We start from the raw sequence: 15,476 nt of genomic DNA, 5'->3' as shown, positions 1-15,476 counted from the left end.
CCGTCTCGTCTGCAAGGGCGCCCGCGAACCCGCCAGGGCCGTCCCCGCGTACGTGCCGCAGCCGGTCGGTGTCGACAGGGACGACTGCCGCCGGGTGCCGGCGGACGCGGGGCAGTGCACCGTCGACCGGTTCGAGCAGTCCCGGCCAGGCCGGAGGCATCCATGTATACAGGTGTAGACTTGGTGGTGCAGCGGCCGTTCCACCGGATCACCAGGGTGCGGGGCCGGTCGTGGAAGGGAAGCATCAGATGAACCTCGATCTCCTCCGCAAGCGGGCGTTGGTCACCGGTTCGAGCGCCGGCCTCGGCGAGGCCACTGCCAGGCTGCTGGCAGCGGAGGGGGCGGCTGTGGTGATCCACGGGCGCGACAAGGACCGGGTGGAAGCGGTCGCGGCATCGATCCGTGAGGCCGGCGGAACGGCCGACACCGCGCTCGGCGACCTGGCCACCGACGAGGGCGCCGCCGATGTCGCCAGGGCGGCGACTGCGGACGGCCCTGTGGACATCCTCGTGAACAACGCCGGCTTCTACCGTCACGTGTCGTGGGCGGAGGCGACACCGGCGGAGTGGAACGACACCTACAACGTCAACGTCGTCTCGGGGGTGCGGATGATCCAGCACCTGGTTCCCGCGATGCGCGAACGCGGGTGGGGCCGGGTCGTCACCATCGGCGGCGGCCTGGCCTCCCAGCCGATGAACACCCACCCCCAGTACAACGCCACCCTGGCGGCCCGCCACAACCTCGCGGTGTCGCTGGCCCGCGACCTCAAGGGCACGGGCGTCACGTCGAACGTCGTGTCGCCCGGCGCGATCCTCGTCGAAGCCACGAAGGAACTCGTCACGCAGATCGGGCCCGCCCGCGGCTGGGGCCGGACCTGGGAGGAGATCCGGCCGAACGCGGTCGAGGCCCTCATCCCCAACGACCAGGGACGGTTCGGTGAGCCCGACGAGATCGCGGCCGCGGTGGCGTACCTGTGCAGCACCTACGCCCAGTACATCAGTGGAGCAACGATCCGGGTGGACGGCGGGCTCATCCGCTCCGCCTTCTGAACCGGGCATCGTCCTTCCACCTGGACCCCTGCTCGACCTGTTCGACCTGCCGGCCGGGGAGTGCGTCTTCGCCGACGACACGGAATCCTGTCCGCCGCCCGCGGCCGAACCGGGCTTCGTCACCGTCCACGCGGTGCAGCCGGCCCGGACGACCGTCGAGCCGGAGGCCCTGCTCCGGCGGCTCACCCAAGTGGCCCGCTCAGGTGGCGAGGAAGGCCAGCAGGGCCTGGTTGACCTCCTCGGCGTGCGTCCACAGAAGACCGTGCGGGCCGCCCTCGACCTCGACGTAGGTGGCGGCGGGCAGAGCCCTGTGGAACGGCCGGGCGGTGGCTTCGACGGGCAGGATGCGGTCGGCTGTGCCGTGCAGGATGAGGGCCGGCACGTCGATCTTCGCGATGTCGGCGCGGAAGTCGGTCGGCCAGGTCAGCGGTGCGGCGGCGGCCGCGTGCGCGCCGCCGCTCGCGGCGGTGTCCCAACTGGCGCGCAGGGCCTCCTCGCTGATCCGGGTTCCGAGGTGGTCGTCCAGGTTGTAGAAGTCCCGGAAGAACGAGGTGTAGTAGGCGTACCGGTCGGCGGCCGCCGCCTGCGAGACACTCCGGAAGAACTCGGCGGGTGCCGCGCCGCCGGGGTTCTCCTCGGTCAGCAGGAGCCAGGGCTCCAGCGAGGCGAGGAAGGCCACCCGGGCGAGGCGGGCGGTGCCGTAGGTGCCCACGTAGCGGGCGACCTCGCCGGTGCCCATGGAGAAGCCGACCAGCACCGCGTCGTCCAGTTCCAGCGTCTCCAGGACCGTGTGCAGGTCGGCGGCGAAGGTGTCGTAGTCGTAGCCGGTGGTGGGCTGGGACGAGCGGCCGATGCCCCGGCGGTCGTAGGTGATGACGCGGTGGCCGGCCTCCAGCAGCGCCGCGGCCTGCTTCTCCCAGGAGCGGCCGCTGAGCGGGTAGCCGTGGATCAGCACGACGGGCCTACCGGCGCCGTGGTCCTCGTAGTACAGGTCGATGTCGGCGGAGTTCTGGCGGCCGACCGTGATGTACGGCATGGGTGCGTTCCTTCGGTGGACGGATCCCGGACCGTGCCGGGCGGTTGGGCGGTTGGGCGGTCGGGGTGGGTGATGCGGTGGCCGACCGGCTGCGGGGCACAGCGTGGCCGCCGCAGGTCGTCCGGTGGTCCCGAGGCGGCGGCCGGGGAACGGCCGCCGCCTCGGGGGCTCGACGACGGCCGGCGGCAGGAGGCCGGCCGTCGTGGGTGGCCTTGCCGCAGGCCGGCGCGCGGCCGCCCTGCGTGCCGCCCGGGTCAGCGGCCGGCCTTGGCCGCTTCCTCGATGACCCGGGCGACCAGGGCAGGGTGGGAGACCGCGACGGAGTGCGAGGCGGCCACCTCGGTGACGTGGGAGTGCGCGCGGCGGGCCATGTACAGCTGCGCGGCCGCGGGGATGTTGAGGTCCTGGGTGGTGACGATGTCCCAGCTCGGCTTCTCCTGCCAGGCGGCGACGGTGGCCTCCTCCGTCAGGGCGTTCTGGGCGATGGGCCGTTGGGCGGCGGCCATGACGGCGGCCTGGGCGGCCGGCACATCGGCGGCGAACTGGTGGCGGAACTTGTCCGCCCGGATGTACAGGTCGGTGGTGGCGGTGCCGCCGGCCGGGGTGTAGGTGACCGGGTTCAGGGCGTCCGGGAGTGTGGAGCCGGGGAACTTGCCGGTGAGTTCCAGCGCCGTCTCGCCCGGGGCCGGGAGGAACGCGGCCACGTAGACCAGGGCCTTGACCTGTGGGTCGTTCGCGCCGGCGGCGCTGATGACGGAGCCTCCGTAGGAGTGCCCCACGAGGACCTTGGGCCCCTTGATGCTGTCCAGGACGCTGCGCAGCACCGCGGCGTCGGCGGCCGGCCCGCGCAGCGGGTCGGCGGGGGCGACCACCGGGTATCCGTCCGCCCGCAGCCGTGTGATGACGCTGCTCCAGCTGGAGCCGTCGGCGAACGCGCCGTGCTCCAGGACGATGGTGGGCCTGGCCCGCTCGACGGTCACCGTGGGAGTGGTGGCGTTCGCCGAGCCGCCGATGGCGACCGAGCCCAGGACGACACCGGCCGCGACCGCCGGGACGACGGCCGTCGGAAACCACCGCTTGTGCCGATTGCTGCTACCTGCCATGGGAGAACCCCTTCCGGGTCGGATCGACATGTGGGGAGAGAAACCGCCTCGTGCCGTGCGTCGCACGGCCCACCGCTCCGCTGCGGGGCGGTGCTCGAGGGGGTCTGACGGGCTCCACCCTCGTCGCCGGGCCGGGGACCGGGGATCCGTCACATGACGGTCGGTTGCCGGGGCCCGCGTCGCCGGCTCCCTTACGTCACGACGTCACGCGAACCACCTGAGCCGTGCGGCGCCGTGGGCTGCGCATCGGCGGGCACTCCAGCGGGTGCGTCGGCGTCCGGTCGCCGCTTGTCGGGTCCGGCGGGGTACGGGTCGTGCGGCTGTGGGCCGCCGCCGCTGCTGCAGCTCCCCTGCCTCGGCGCCCACGGCCGCGAGGGCCCCGGGCGCCGGCCGGGGACGTCAGGGCTTCGGAGCGCCGTGGTGGTCCCGGTCCTGCCCGACCGTCAACTGACTGATGCGCCGGGGAGGCGGGCGGCCGAGAGTAGGTGACGCCGGGCTCGTCGCCCGCTCGCGGGGAGCACGCGCTGCTCTCCCGCCGGGGGCACCGGACGACAGCGGCTGCCACGAATACGCCGGCCCCGGACAGCGTGCCCCTGCTCACCGGCACAGCGGTCCCGCCGTGCTGTCGCGCCGTCCTGACGCACCGTTGACCCGGCCGGACCACCGCATCCCGTCCTGAGGCCTGTCCCGTCCCGTCCCACCCCGTTCGCCGTCATCGGCCGAGGGACCTGTGGCACGAACGCCCCCGCGACGGCATGACCACCAGAAGGAGAACGCCGTGAGAACCAGCAACCCGATCCTGTCCAGGCGGGCGTTCAGCCGCATCGACGCCCCGGGGACGGGGGTCGCGCGGCCCCGGACGGTCGGCCTGTCCGCGGGCGCACGGCGGCCCGGCGACCGGCCCGGGAGCCCCTACGCAGGGTTCGACGACCCGGGCCCCGCCGAGGAGGCCTCCGCCGGCGGCACGCCCATGACGCTGGACGACGTGGTGGTCCGTACCGCCGCGAGCCTGGGCACGGTGGCGCTGGCGGCGGTGCTCTCCTGGACCCTGCTGCCCGTGGACGAGACCGGCGTGGCCCGCTCGTACGCCATCGCCGTCGGCTGCGCGCTGGTGGCGTTCGTCCTGTCGCTCCTGCAGACGTTCAGGCGCACGCCGTCACCGGCGCTGATCCTCGGCTACGCGGCCTTCGAGGGCGTCTTCGTCGGTGTCCTGTCCGATGTCACCTCGACGTACATCGCCCCCGGGGTCGTCGTCCAGGCGGTGCTCGGCACCCTGACGGTCTCGGCCGGCGTACTGATCGCCTACCGGATGCGCTGGATCCGCGTCACCGCCCGGTTCTCCGGCTTCGTCCTGGCCGCGGCGACGGGATTCGTCCTGCTGACCTTCGCCGACCTGCTGTTCTCGGCCTTCGGCGGCGGGAACGGGCTCGGCTTCGACAGCGGCGGCCCCGGCATCGCCTTCGGCGTCGTCGGGATCGTCCTCGGTGCCTGCTTCCTGGCCCTGGACTTCCGGCAGGTGGAGGACGCCGTGGCGGAGGGCGCCCCGCGCGAGGAAGCGTGGCTGGCCGCCTTCGGGCTCACCCTGACCCTGGTGTGGATCTACCTGGAGGCGCTCCGCGTGCTGACGCTGCTGCGGGGTGACGACTGACGGGTCTGCCACCGGCGCCCTGCTGGCTGCGCCCCGGTGTCCCGGACGAGGGCGACCGCCCGCGCGTAGTAACCGCCTTGACAGGTGACGGCAGTCCATGGAAAAGTCGTCACCTGTCAAAGCGGTTACTTACTTGAAGGAACGTCCACCATGCCAGTCGTCCGCATCCACCTCGTCTCCGCGCTGAGCCCGTCGGCCGTACGGGAGGTGCTCACCGACTTCGGCCCCTCCCGCCCGCAGGCCTGGTCCACGATCGACGCCGAACACTTCACGGTCCACGACCTGGGCGCCCACTGGGCCGAGGTGACCGAGGGGACCGCCGCGGCCTGGGAGCGCGCCCGCTACGAGTGGGCCCCCGACGGCGACACCGTCACCGTCACGACGCTCGACTCGAAGCTCTTCGGCGCCGGCGGCGGCTGGGTCTTCCGGATGACCCCCGAGGGCGACGGCACCCGTGTCGACGTGGAGCTGACACGACGCCCCCGCGCGCTCAAGGGAAAGATCCTCGCCTCGCTGCTCCCCGTCGTCGCCCCCGCGGCCCTGCGCAAGTCCCTGGCCGGGCCGCTGCAGGCTAGGTGAGGGGGCCGGCCGCACGGTCGGCGGTGCGGTGGCCGGCCGGCATCCGCCGACCGTCCGGTGTGCAGCACATCCTGACGCACATGTGAGTGGTCCGGGGAGTGCTGTCGCCCCCGGGAGCCGGCGGATGGCCGGACCGAGCGGCCGGGCAGGCACATGTCCGTCCGGGGCGCCGGGCTGGTCAGCTCACACGTGTGCCGGGTAGGTTGTCCGGCAGGAAGGGAAACTGCCTGCCAACCGCCTGCCTGCTGCCTGGTCCCGGTGCGGCGGCGTGGAGGAGGGTTGTGCCGGTAGGAACGCGGACACCCTGCACACGTCCGTACGGTGCCGGGCGGAGCCGGCCCGCGGGCCCGTCCCGCCGGGAGCCGGGGAGTGCGGGACGCGCCCCGACCGGGCGTCCCGCAGCAGGCGGTCGCAGTATCCGAAGGCCCGGGGCGCACCCCGGCCCGTCCGGGGAAGGGAGCAGGTGGTGGAGTCGCTCGCGTCGCCCATCGTGGGCCGGGAAGCGGAGGAATCGGTTCTCTCCTCGTTCGTCACCTCGCCCGGGGGCCAGGCCCTCGTGGTCAGGGGCGAGACGGGCGTGGGGAAGAGCGCGTTGCTGAAGCACGTCGCCGAGCAGGCGGCGGGAGCGGGGTTCCGGGTGGTCCGGGCGGTCGGTGTCGAGGCGGAGTCGAACCTGCCCTTCGCCGGCCTGCACCAGCTGCTCCATCCGCTGCTCACGCACGCCGAGCAGCTGGACGGCGTCCACCGGGTCGCCTTCGACGTGGTGTTCGGGCGAAGCCGGGCGGAGGCCCCGTCCGTCATGACACTGGGCACCGCGGTCCTGGACCTGATCACGGTCGCGGCCGCGCAGTCGCGCCTGCTGCTGGTCCTCGACGACGGCCAGTGGTTCGACGCGGCCAGCACCGCGGTCTGCGGCTTCGTGGGCCGTCGTCTCGCCGGCAGCACCGTGAAGCTGCTCGTCGCCATGCGCCCCGAGGCGTCCTCGGGCTTCGAGTCGGCCGCCCTGCCGGTCCTCCCGGTGCCACCGCTGTCCGAGCCCGCCGCGACCCGCCTGCTGGACACACGTCATCCGGGTCTGGACCCGAAGGTCCGCCGCCGGGTCCTGGAGGAGGCCCGGGGAAACCCCCTGGCGCTGCTGGAACTCCCGTCCTACCTCGGCGCCGACGCCGTCGAGCACACCTTCGGCATGCTGTCCGGGTACGGGCTCGTCCCCCTTCTCGACCGGTTCCAGCAGGTGTACGGGGCGCGCATCGCGGCGCTCGGACCGGCCCTGCGGGCGGAGCTCCTGCTCGGAGCGCTGGACGGTGTCGACGCCGGGGCGGTCACCGGCCTGCCGGGGTCCGCGCGGTACCGCATGCGGGACGTCGACGAGGCGGTGGCGGCCGGCCTGCTCGACCTCGACCCGGGCAGCGGGGAGTTCGTGTTCCGGCACCCCCTGGTGCGGTCGGCGGTCGTCCGGTCGGCCGCCCCGAACGCCCGCCGTGCCGCCCACGGCACCCTGGCGCAGGTGCACCGCAACGACATCGAACGCGGGCCACGCACCTGGCCGCCGCGACGGTCGACCCGGACGAGGGCGTGGCCGCAGCCCTGGAGGAGGCGGCCGCGTCAGCGACCCGGCGAGGCGGTGCCGCTGCCGCGGTGACCTGGCTGACCCGCGCGGCGGAGCTGAGCGAGACCCGCGAGGACCGGTCCCGCCGACTGGCGAACGCCGCGTTCGTGGCCGGGCACGCCGGACTGCTCGACCGGGCCCAGCGGCTCCTCGACACCGACCGCGGGCCGAGCGAGAGCGAATCGGCGGCTTCGGTCCTGGTCTCCGCCTACACGGCGCTCTACGAGGACGGCGACGTGCGGTCCTCGCACCGGCAGCTGACGGCGGCCGTCGAACGCAGGTGCGGCAGCGGGACGGCCGGGCCGGACGAGGAACTCACCAGGCTCGTCAACCTCCTGCTGGCCATCAGCCAGTACGCCGGCGACCGCGACGCCTGGCAGCGGACCCACCGACTGCTGGACTCGCTGGGCGACCTCGTCCCTCCGACGTCGCGGATCTACCAGGACGCCTGGAGCGATGTGGTCCGCCGGGGCCACGGCGTCCAGGAGCGCGTCGCCGCGGCGTACGCCGCCTTCCCGCACCTGGACCCGTGGGACATCACCCGGCTCGGCGTCGCCGCGTACCACGTCGACACCCTGGGCGACCACCGCACGCATCTCGCCCGCAGCGTGGAGCGCGAACTGCTGACCGGAGCCGTGGTGAACGGCATGACCATGCTGCACCTGATCATGCTCGACCAGATCGCCTCGGGCGACTGGGAAGCGGGCGAGGAGACGGGACAGCGTGTGCTGGAACTGACCACCGCGCACGGCAACGTGCTGTTCGCCCACCACAGCCGGGCCTACCTGGCGCTCCTCGCCGCCCTGCGCGGCGACCTCGGCCGGGCCCGCGAGCTGCAGTCCGCCGTCGACCGCTGGGCCCGCCCCCGCAGGATCGGCTTCCTCACCCAGATCGCCGACGCCGTGGCAACAGCGGTCGCCCTGAGCGAAGGGGACTACGAGAGCGCCTACCTCTGCGCGACCGGTATCACCCGGCCCGGCACCTTCGAGCCCGGTGCCCATCAGGCCTCGCGCACCCTGCTCGACCTGGTCGAAGCCGCCCTGCACACCGGCCGGGCCGGGGAGGCCCGCGAACACGCCCTGGCGGCGCAGGTGGCACACCTGCCGGACGTCTCACCCCGCCTCGCCCTGGTCACCTTCGGGGCGCTCGCGATGACGGCCGAGGACGACGACCGGGCGGCCGAACTGTTCCAGCGGGCCGAGACGCATCCCGGCGCCGCCGACTTCCCCTTCGAACGGGCACGCATCCGCCTCGCGCACGGCGGCCGCCTGCGCCACAGCCAGGGCCCCAGGGCCGCACGGCAGCTGCTGGGCCAGGCCGCCGAAGCCTTCGAACAGCTCGGCGCCCGTACCTGGGCCGAACGGGCCCACGCCGAACTGCGCGCCTGCGGGGCGCCCGCCCAGCACCGTTCCACCAACCCGGCGACGCTGACCTGGCAGGAGCACCGGATCGCCGACCTCGCCGCCCGCGGTCTGACCAACAAGGAGATCGGGGAACGGACACACCTGTCCCCGCGCACCGTCAGTTCCCATCTGTACCGGGTGTTCCCGAAGCTGGGGATCACCACGCGGGCGGCCCTGCGCGACGCCCTGGCGGCCGTCCCGGGCGACGCCGGAGCGGGATCGTAGACGGGTTCCGGGGGGAGCCCCCGCGGCCCGGTGCGCTCCGCGGCCCGGCGCGCTCCGGGCCCCCGGAGGTGCTATCCGGCCGAACCGCCGGAAGCCCCGGGCCGGCGGGCACCGCCGTCCAGGGTGTACATCACCGACCGCTCCTCCTTGTGACGCTGCACCCGGCCCTTCGCGACCAGCGACTCCAGGGTGTTCCGCACGACCTGCGGGGTCGGCTCCCGGGCCGGGTGCTTCGCCATGAGTTCGTCGCGCAGGTCCTTCGCCAGGCGCGGCTCGCCGTACCCGGCGAGCAGCTCCAGGAGGATGTCCCCCAGCAACGGCCGCTGCGCCTGCCCCTTCCGGTCGGCCCGCGCGGCACCCGTACGTGATGCCGCCGCGCCGGGTGCGGACTTCGCGCGCCGCTGCGGCCGGGCGGGCACCGGCTCGTCCTGGGCCTGCTCCGGGAGGGGGGAGGGCTCCGCACCGTCCTGGTAGTGCTCGGCCAGCGTCATGATGTCGATCAGGAGCGCCTCCTCCTGCTGCAGCGACTTGAGCTGCCCGGTCAGGTCCTGCTGCCGGCGGCGGTTCTCCTCCAGATCCGACGCGGCCTGTGCGACGTACCGCGATCGGAGCGTGGCGGTTGACTGGCTGGTCACAACCGGTCACTCCTCCGTACATTGGATGGGCTGCGCATGTCTCCACGCCGGGGTCCAGGACACCTGGACGGGTGTCGAGGCGGTGAGCACGTCGGGAAACGTGGTCCGCCACCGTACCGCCCCGGGCACCGCCCACCGGGGAACATGCCCCGACGTGTGTCGGTGAATCGTCGGCGGCGACCATCCTGGCACATCTCCCGACCACCCGTGCCGGTGCGCGGGATCCCGGGCCGGTCCCCTCGCGGACCGGCCACCGGCTCCGCACCGGCCTGACGGCCGTCAGTCGGAGCGGACCTCGGGCGACTCGTGCAGGGCGGCGGCCCAGGAGTCCCAGTCCACGTCCCGCAGCTCGGCACCGGCGGGCACCTGCCGGTAGGTGCCCGCCAGCCACCGGACCAGCGGGGGGAGGGGGAGTTCGAACAGGGCCATCCCGTTGCGGTGGTTGAGCTGCAGGCGCACGGTCCGTGCCCCCTCCGGGCCGACCGGCCAGATCTGCACGTCCCCCAGGCCGCCGAGCACGGACAGGCCCTGGTCCAGCAGATCCCGCCCCAGCACCCAGGGGATGCGGCCCTCCGGCGCCACGAAGGTCACCGTGACGACCAGCGCGGCGGCCGGGTCGAACCGGAACTCCGCCCGCAGCGATCGCCGCTGTCCGCAGAAGCCCACGAGCTGGTGGATGTCCAGGGACAGCGGGCCGGGAGGGGCCGCCGGGTACCCGCTCGCTCCGGGCTGGTCGTCGCTCATGCCGCATGGTCCTCTCGAATGACGGTGGCTGGCGACGCCTACTCTCGACGCCCCCGCCGCGGCACACATCCGTAAGTTGACGGTCAGTTCCACCCGTACCGCCCGGCACCGGTGACACACGTCGGGGTCCGGCTCCGGGGCCGCCCGGGCCCGCCGCGTGCGCCCTGCCGGATGCGCCCGCCGGACGGGCCGCAGGCAGGGCGCGTCCGAACCCGGTCGCTTTCAGTCATTCGACTGATCCCCCACGAAGCACCCTCCAGCAAGCTGGGGTGGCGGCCGCATCGGTGCAGGCCGCCATCAGGATCGGAGGACCAGTGGTGATCCGTACTCCCGTCGTGTTCATCCACGGCGCGTGGCTGCACGCACGGTCGTGGGAGTCCTGGACGGCGTGCTTCGCCGGACACGGCTACGCCACCTGCGCGCCGGGATGGCCCGGCGAAGCGCCCACCGCGCGCGAGGCGCGCGAACGTCCGGACGCCGTTCCCGACCTCGGTCTGGACGACCTGACCGAGCACTTCGCCGAGGTCGTACGCTCCTTCGACGTCCCCCCGGTGATCGTCGGGCACTCGGTCGGCGGACTGGTCGCCCAGCACCTGATCGGGGCCCGGCTGGGGCAGGCGGCGGTCGCCATCGCCCCCGCGCCGATCAACGACATCGCGGTGCACACCCGCCCCGGGGCCGCCGCCGAGCGGTCCCGGGCCCCGGTCCTGCTCTCCTCCGAACGCTTCCGCGACGTGTTCGCCAACGCCGTCGGCGCCGACGAGTCCGAGCGGCTGTACGAGAGGTACGCGGTGCCCGTCCCGCGCCGCCTGCTCGACGACCTCAGGTGCGACGGCCGTCCCCGCAGCCCGAGCGCCCTCGTGGACACCGGCAACACCGGGCGCGGCCCGCTGCTGCTGGTCTCGGGCCAGGAGGACCTGCTGGTCCCCGATGCCGTGACCCGGACCGCGTACAAGGAGTACGGCGACTCCACGGCCCTGACGGACCTCAAGCAGTTCGCCGACCGGGGCCATTCGCTGGTCGTGGACAGCGGCTGGCGGTTCGTCGCCGACCACGTGCTCGGCTGGCTCGACCGACGAGGCGTCCGGCCCACCGGCCCCGGCCCCGGCCGCCGCTGACCGGGCCCGGTGGTGCGGACCGGCCCGGTGGTGCGGACCGCCGGGGCCCCGGCGGCGTCCCCAGGCCCTGACCGTCGCTCCCCTCGGCGGCGGTGCCCGGCGCGTCGCGCAGCGCCGCCGCGCGGGTCGTGATGCCGGGACCGGCCGTGCCCCGGCCCCGGGTCACGGTGCGCCGACCCCCCGCAGCAGGGTGGCGACGACCAGGTCGGCTGCCGGTCCGGCCGCGAGCTCCGGTTCCTGCCGGGCCGCCAGGTGCATGAGCTCCGGCAGCAGGGCCGCGGCCCAGCCTGCCGGCAGGGAGGCGCGGAGCATGCCTTCGTCGGTGGCGCGGCGCAGGAAGGCGTCGACCTTGGCGACGGCGACGTCCCGGCGTTCACGGCTTTCCTGGTCGGCGAGCATGCGGGTGAGGTCCACCGGCCAGGTCCGGTTGACCTCGATGATGTTCTCCACGTAGCGGTGCAGGGCGACGGCGACGGGGGCCTCGCGCAGGCGGGCGTCGGCGATGGCGTGCTCGACGGCCTCCAGGCGGGCCGCGTAGACGGCCGCGAGGAGTTCCTCGCGCGAGGCGAACCGCCGGTACACGGTGCGCCGGTCCACCCCCGCCTGCGCGGCGATGGCGGAGATGCTGGCACCCGGGTCGGCGGCCAGCATCCGCGCCCCGGTGGTCAGCACAGCCTGGATGTTCCGCGCGGCATCAGCTCTCACAGCGGGAAGTCTACCCGCTGGTGTGCAGCCTCCGGCCGCAACCACCTCGGAGAGGAGGCACCAGCAGATACAGACGTGTCAGGCCTGTGGCAGTAGGCCCGCGGGCGACAGCCGCCCCGCGCCTGCCGGCCGTCGGCCGTCGGCCTCACCTGTTCCGCCGATCCCCGCGGTGTGCCGATCCGCGCCCGGACGAGCCGCCGCCGGCATGACCTACTCCGCCTCACGGTCACGTGACTGATGTCGCGTGCCGCCCCCGTGGGCGACAGTCGTGGCTGACGAAGTCGCTCTGCAGAAGGGGAACCCGCCATGGACGGCGAACAGTACGGCCTCCGGGAGCGCCGCACGGGGCCCCGCGACGTGCCGGTGCTGACCCTGCTCGTCAAGCGGGTGCTGGACGGCTGCGCCTGGCGGCCCGTCCGGGCGGAGTTCCGCTTCGACCCGGCCGCCCCCATGATCGTGTCCGTGACCCTCGCACCGGCCCGCGGGCCGAGCGTCCTGTGGCGGATCGGCCGGGAGCTGCTCCACCAGGGGCTCTTCGAGGAGAGCGGCGAAGGCCACGTGCAGGTGCGGCCGGCTCCGGGCCAGGAGGGCGGGATCGCCTTTCTCCTGCTGGCGTCGCGGCAGTCCAGCGCCGTGCTGGAGCTGCCCGTGCCGGCCCTGGCGGAGTGGCTCGAAGGAACCTACGAGATCGTGCCGGCGCAGACCGAGGGCGAGTCCCTGGACTGGGACGGGTTCATCTCCGGGTTGCTCGACGAACCCCGTCGGCGGGCGGAGAACTGACGACCGCCGTGGACGGACCGGTGCGGGCGTGACCGACCTGCGCATCGCCGTCCCTCCTGCGCTCTCGCCGCACGTCCCGCGCGGGGCGCACGTCGTTCGACGGGTGGCGACGGGCCCCGCGGGTGTGCGGACCGGCCACCCGCCTACGCGGACGTCGACCGGACGAACGCCCGCACCGCGGCCGCGAACGCGTCCGGCTGCTCCAGGTGGCCGAAGTGCCCGCTGTCCTCCAGTACCGTCAACCGGGACTGCGGGACCAGCGCGTGGAGTTCCTCCGCCCACCGCGGTCCGCAGATGACGTCGTGCCGGCCGACCAGGACCAGGGTGGGAACGCCGAGCGTGGTGAGCCGCTCCCGGTCGTCGATGACGTCGGGTTCCCCGTTCTCGTCCAGGGAGGAGATGTAGCTGCAGGCCACCCCGGCGCGAAGGTCGCGGAACTCGTCCTCCCGGTCCCAGTAGCGGGCGAAGTAGACCGGCATCAACGCCCGCAGCGCATCGGTGGTCCTCTCGTCGTCGGTGAGGCTTCCGACCGTCCGGAGTCCGGCCAGGGCCGCGGGGAGTCCGGGCCGGCCCTCGTTCCGGGCCGCGAACTCCTGGACCCGGGCACCGGCCTCGGCCATGTGCTCCGCGCCCGTCACCGGCGCGCTCTCGTACAGCACCAGGCCGCGCAGCCGGTCGGGGTGGTGCAGCGCGAAGTACTGTGCGACGAAGCCCCCGTGGGAGTGCCCCAGCAGGAACACCGGCGGCAGCGCCAACCGGTCGAGCAGGCCGATCAGGCTGCGTGCGGAGCGCTCGCGGGTGTAGCCGTCCGGGTGCGAGGGCAGCCGCTGCGAGCCGCCGGTGCCCAGCGGCTCGACGTACACCATGGTCAGGAACTCCTCCAGGGCGGGTGCCCGGAGGTAGTCCCAGGTCACTCCCGGTCCGCCGGGCACGGCCAGGCAGACCGGCCCCGACCCGTACACGTGGTAGCGCTGCGTCAGGCCGTCCAGCAGGACCTCGTGGGCTCCGGGGGACAGCGGGCCGGGCGGTCGGTTCGTCATCGGGTTCCTCCAGGGGTGCGCGCTTCTCCGAACACCTGCAAGACGCTTGGCCTCGGGCGGAGTTCGACCGGGAGGAAGTGATACGTGTCACGCTGCGGGCACACCTGCCGCCGTCACGGGCGCGGCGCATGGAAGAGCCGCAGCTGGTGCATCCGGGCGCCCTTCATGGACATCAGCCACGCGACGGCCGGCGGGCAGTGGTCAGGGTCGTCCGGGGGGTTCACCAGGTCCATCTCCCAGATGACGGTGTCCCGGCCGGCGACGGCGCTCACGAAACGCTGTCGCACTCCCGCCTCCAGGTCGGCGGCCATGCCCCGGATCAGGAAGTCCCGGTCGCCCACCCTGTGCCGGCCCGCGTAGTAGCCGACATCCGCCGTCCACCGCTCGGCCGCGAGCTCGGCGAGACGACCCTGCTCCGCCGCGGCCAGGGTCTCCGCCGCCGCCTCGGCGCTCTCCCGGGACAGGGCGCGGACGTCGGCGTGCACCGCGTCCGCGGTCGCCGTCATCGCCGCCGCCAGCCTGCTCCTGGCCTCGTTGAGCCTGCTGCGGACCGTGCCCACGGGCACTCCGTACAGCGTGGCCATCTCGTCGTAGGAGGGGGTGCGCGGACTGAAGTGCCGCAGCAGCACCGTCGTGCGCAGCACCGGGGACAGCTCGTCGATCGCACACCACAGCCAGTCCTGCATCGCGTGCCGGTCGATGGTCTGCTCGGGGCCGGCTCCCGCCGTGAGCCCGGCCAGGTCGGGAAGGTCGGGCAGCGGCGCCGGGGGAGGGGCCGAACGCAGCCGCGTTCTGCAGACGTTGCGGACGATAGCCCGCAACCACGGGCCGACGGACTCGGGTTGCCGGAGGTCGCCGATACGTCGCAGGGCGATCAGCGACGCGTCCTGGACGGCGTCGTCCGCGTCGGGCGGGTTGCCCAGGAGGCTCATCGCCACGGCGCGCATCCCGGCCCGGTGCCGTTCGAGCAGCGCGCCGAGTGCGGCGGCCTCGCCGTTGCGCGTGTCCAGCACGAGTTCCACGTCGGACGGATTCTCAGATGACACACTTTTCACCCGCTCAGCGTAGACGTGCCGAAAGGCACATGTGTGTCGCCCGGACCCGGACACGTGTGACCGGACGGGCCGCCGCCGTGCCGCCGCCGGGCCGGCGCCGTGCCGCCCTGGACCCCGGCGGGAGGGTGTCGACGACCGGGGCGGCGGTTCCGGCGGCACCGGAACGGATCTGCCTCCGCGCGGCGTCGCGTACCGCCCACGGGAACGGCGGTGCGGGCCGCTCCGTCGCGACGGCTCCCGGGCGGGGTTGCGTCGCGCCGCCAGATGTACCTCGACGATGGCGACAAGCTGCTTAAAACTGGCAGCAATGTCAGAGCTGTCGATTTAAGTGCTACATTGATGTGACAGTAATCGAGAGGCTGTGGGAGCGAGACATGATCACGTACGACCGGCTCTTCATTGCGGGTGTCTGGAGCGAGCCGAGTGGGGCGGGGTTGCTGGAGATCCGGTCCCCGCACGACGGGGTGGTGATCGGCCGGGCTGCGCAGGCTCTGCCGGCGGATGTCGACCGGGCGGTGGCCGCGGCCCGGGCGGTTTTCGAGGAGGGTGTCTGGCGTGGGACGCCGCCGCTGGAGCGGGTGGCGGTGCTGCGGCGCTTCAATGCCCTGCGGGAGGAGGGGGCGGAGCGGATCGCCGGTCTGATCGCGGCGGAGAACGGTTCGGCGGGCTGGTTCACCCGGGCCGGGCAGTCGGGTCTGACCCGGCAGGCGGAGGCCTATCTGAAGGCGGCGGAGGAGTTCGGGTGGG

The 15,476-nt window shown here is 73.7% G+C and carries 15 protein-coding genes; 8 read left to right on the top strand and 7 right to left on the bottom strand.

Annotated elements, in window-relative coordinates; genetic code table 11:
- Window positions 1–248: 248 nt before the first annotated feature.
- The gene (locus SNE206_RS33395; RefSeq protein WP_407917295.1) at window positions 249–1,049 is read left to right on the top strand and encodes an SDR family NAD(P)-dependent oxidoreductase; all 801 of its coding nucleotides are present in this window, start codon (window positions 249–251) and stop codon (window positions 1,047–1,049) included.
- A 199-nt stretch (window positions 1,050–1,248) separates the two neighbouring features.
- Here the strand turns inward: SNE206_RS33395 and SNE206_RS33390 are convergent, their stop codons facing one another.
- Together SNE206_RS33390 and SNE206_RS33385 are read right to left on the bottom strand one after the other, a co-directional pair.
- Entirely contained in the window at window positions 1,249–2,085 is an 837-nt protein-coding gene (locus tag SNE206_RS33390) for an alpha/beta fold hydrolase (protein WP_407917294.1), read from the bottom strand.
- A 254-nt stretch (window positions 2,086–2,339) separates the two neighbouring features.
- A complete protein-coding gene (locus tag SNE206_RS33385) occupies window positions 2,340–3,188 on the bottom strand; it encodes an alpha/beta fold hydrolase (protein ID WP_407917293.1) in 849 nt (282 codons plus the stop codon).
- Between the two features lie 778 nt (window positions 3,189–3,966).
- Here SNE206_RS33385 and SNE206_RS33380 point away from each other — a divergent pair.
- The 4 genes from SNE206_RS33380 (at window position 3,967) to SNE206_RS33365 (ending at window position 8,652) form a co-directional block, all read left to right on the top strand.
- Window positions 3,967–4,836, top strand: coding sequence for a Bax inhibitor-1/YccA family protein (locus SNE206_RS33380; RefSeq protein WP_407917292.1), 870 nt, complete (start codon window positions 3,967–3,969; stop codon window positions 4,834–4,836).
- A gap of 150 nt (window positions 4,837–4,986) precedes the next feature.
- Window positions 4,987–5,415, top strand: a complete 429-nt coding sequence (locus SNE206_RS33375; RefSeq protein ID WP_407917291.1) for a hypothetical protein — start codon at window positions 4,987–4,989, stop codon at window positions 5,413–5,415.
- Between the two features lie 466 nt (window positions 5,416–5,881).
- A complete protein-coding gene (locus SNE206_RS33370; RefSeq protein WP_407917290.1) occupies window positions 5,882–7,057 on the top strand; it encodes an AAA family ATPase in 1,176 nt (391 codons plus the stop codon).
- Window positions 7,054–8,652 (top strand): LuxR C-terminal-related transcriptional regulator, encoded by a 1,599-nt coding sequence (locus SNE206_RS33365; RefSeq protein WP_407917289.1) that lies wholly within the window; start codon window positions 7,054–7,056, stop codon window positions 8,650–8,652. The genes SNE206_RS33370 and SNE206_RS33365 overlap by 4 nt, the downstream gene beginning before the upstream one ends.
- A 71-nt stretch (window positions 8,653–8,723) precedes the next feature.
- Here the strand turns inward: SNE206_RS33365 and SNE206_RS33360 are convergent, their stop codons facing one another.
- Together SNE206_RS33360 and SNE206_RS33355 are read right to left on the bottom strand one after the other, a co-directional pair.
- Window positions 8,724–9,287 carry a hypothetical protein gene (locus tag SNE206_RS33360; RefSeq protein ID WP_407917288.1) on the bottom strand — a complete coding sequence of 188 codons (564 nt, stop codon included), beginning with the start codon at window positions 9,285–9,287 and terminating at the stop codon, window positions 8,724–8,726.
- Window positions 9,288–9,566: 279 nt separating this feature from the next.
- Window positions 9,567–10,031 (bottom strand): SsgA family sporulation/cell division regulator, encoded by a 465-nt coding sequence (locus SNE206_RS33355; RefSeq protein ID WP_407917287.1) that lies wholly within the window; start codon window positions 10,029–10,031, stop codon window positions 9,567–9,569.
- Window positions 10,032–10,348: 317 nt separating this feature from the next.
- Here SNE206_RS33355 and SNE206_RS33350 point away from each other — a divergent pair, with 317 nt between their 5' ends.
- Window positions 10,349–11,149: an alpha/beta hydrolase gene (locus tag SNE206_RS33350; protein WP_407917286.1), complete on the top strand. Its 801-nt coding sequence runs from the start codon at window positions 10,349–10,351 to the stop codon at window positions 11,147–11,149.
- Between the two features lie 162 nt (window positions 11,150–11,311).
- Here the strand turns inward: SNE206_RS33350 and SNE206_RS33345 are convergent, their stop codons facing one another.
- On the bottom strand, window positions 11,312–11,800 hold the full coding sequence (locus SNE206_RS33345; RefSeq protein ID WP_407917343.1) for a TetR family transcriptional regulator: 489 nt from the start codon (window positions 11,798–11,800) through the stop codon (window positions 11,312–11,314).
- A gap of 360 nt (window positions 11,801–12,160) precedes the next feature.
- Here SNE206_RS33345 and SNE206_RS33340 point away from each other — a divergent pair, with 360 nt between their 5' ends.
- Window positions 12,161–12,634, top strand: coding sequence for an SsgA family sporulation/cell division regulator (locus SNE206_RS33340; protein WP_407917285.1), 474 nt, complete (start codon window positions 12,161–12,163; stop codon window positions 12,632–12,634).
- A 143-nt stretch (window positions 12,635–12,777) separates the two neighbouring features.
- Here SNE206_RS33340 and SNE206_RS33335 read toward each other — a convergent pair whose 3' ends face one another.
- Together SNE206_RS33335 and SNE206_RS33330 are read right to left on the bottom strand one after the other, a co-directional pair.
- Window positions 12,778–13,674 carry an alpha/beta fold hydrolase gene (locus SNE206_RS33335; protein ID WP_407917284.1) on the bottom strand — a complete coding sequence of 299 codons (897 nt, stop codon included), beginning with the start codon at window positions 13,672–13,674 and terminating at the stop codon, window positions 12,778–12,780.
- A gap of 113 nt (window positions 13,675–13,787) precedes the next feature.
- On the bottom strand, window positions 13,788–14,696 hold the full coding sequence (locus tag SNE206_RS33330) for an RNA polymerase sigma factor (RefSeq protein WP_407917283.1): 909 nt from the start codon (window positions 14,694–14,696) through the stop codon (window positions 13,788–13,790).
- A 407-nt stretch (window positions 14,697–15,103) separates the two neighbouring features.
- Here SNE206_RS33330 and SNE206_RS33325 point away from each other — a divergent pair.
- Window positions 15,104–15,476, top strand: a 373-nt coding sequence (locus SNE206_RS33325) for an aldehyde dehydrogenase family protein (RefSeq protein WP_407917282.1), incomplete at its 3' end; no start/stop codon positions are given.

It is taken from the genome of Kitasatospora sp. NE20-6 (genome assembly GCF_045862635.1).
Note: the sequence above shows the minus strand (reverse complement) of the source record. Positions and strands in the feature narration are given on the sequence as shown.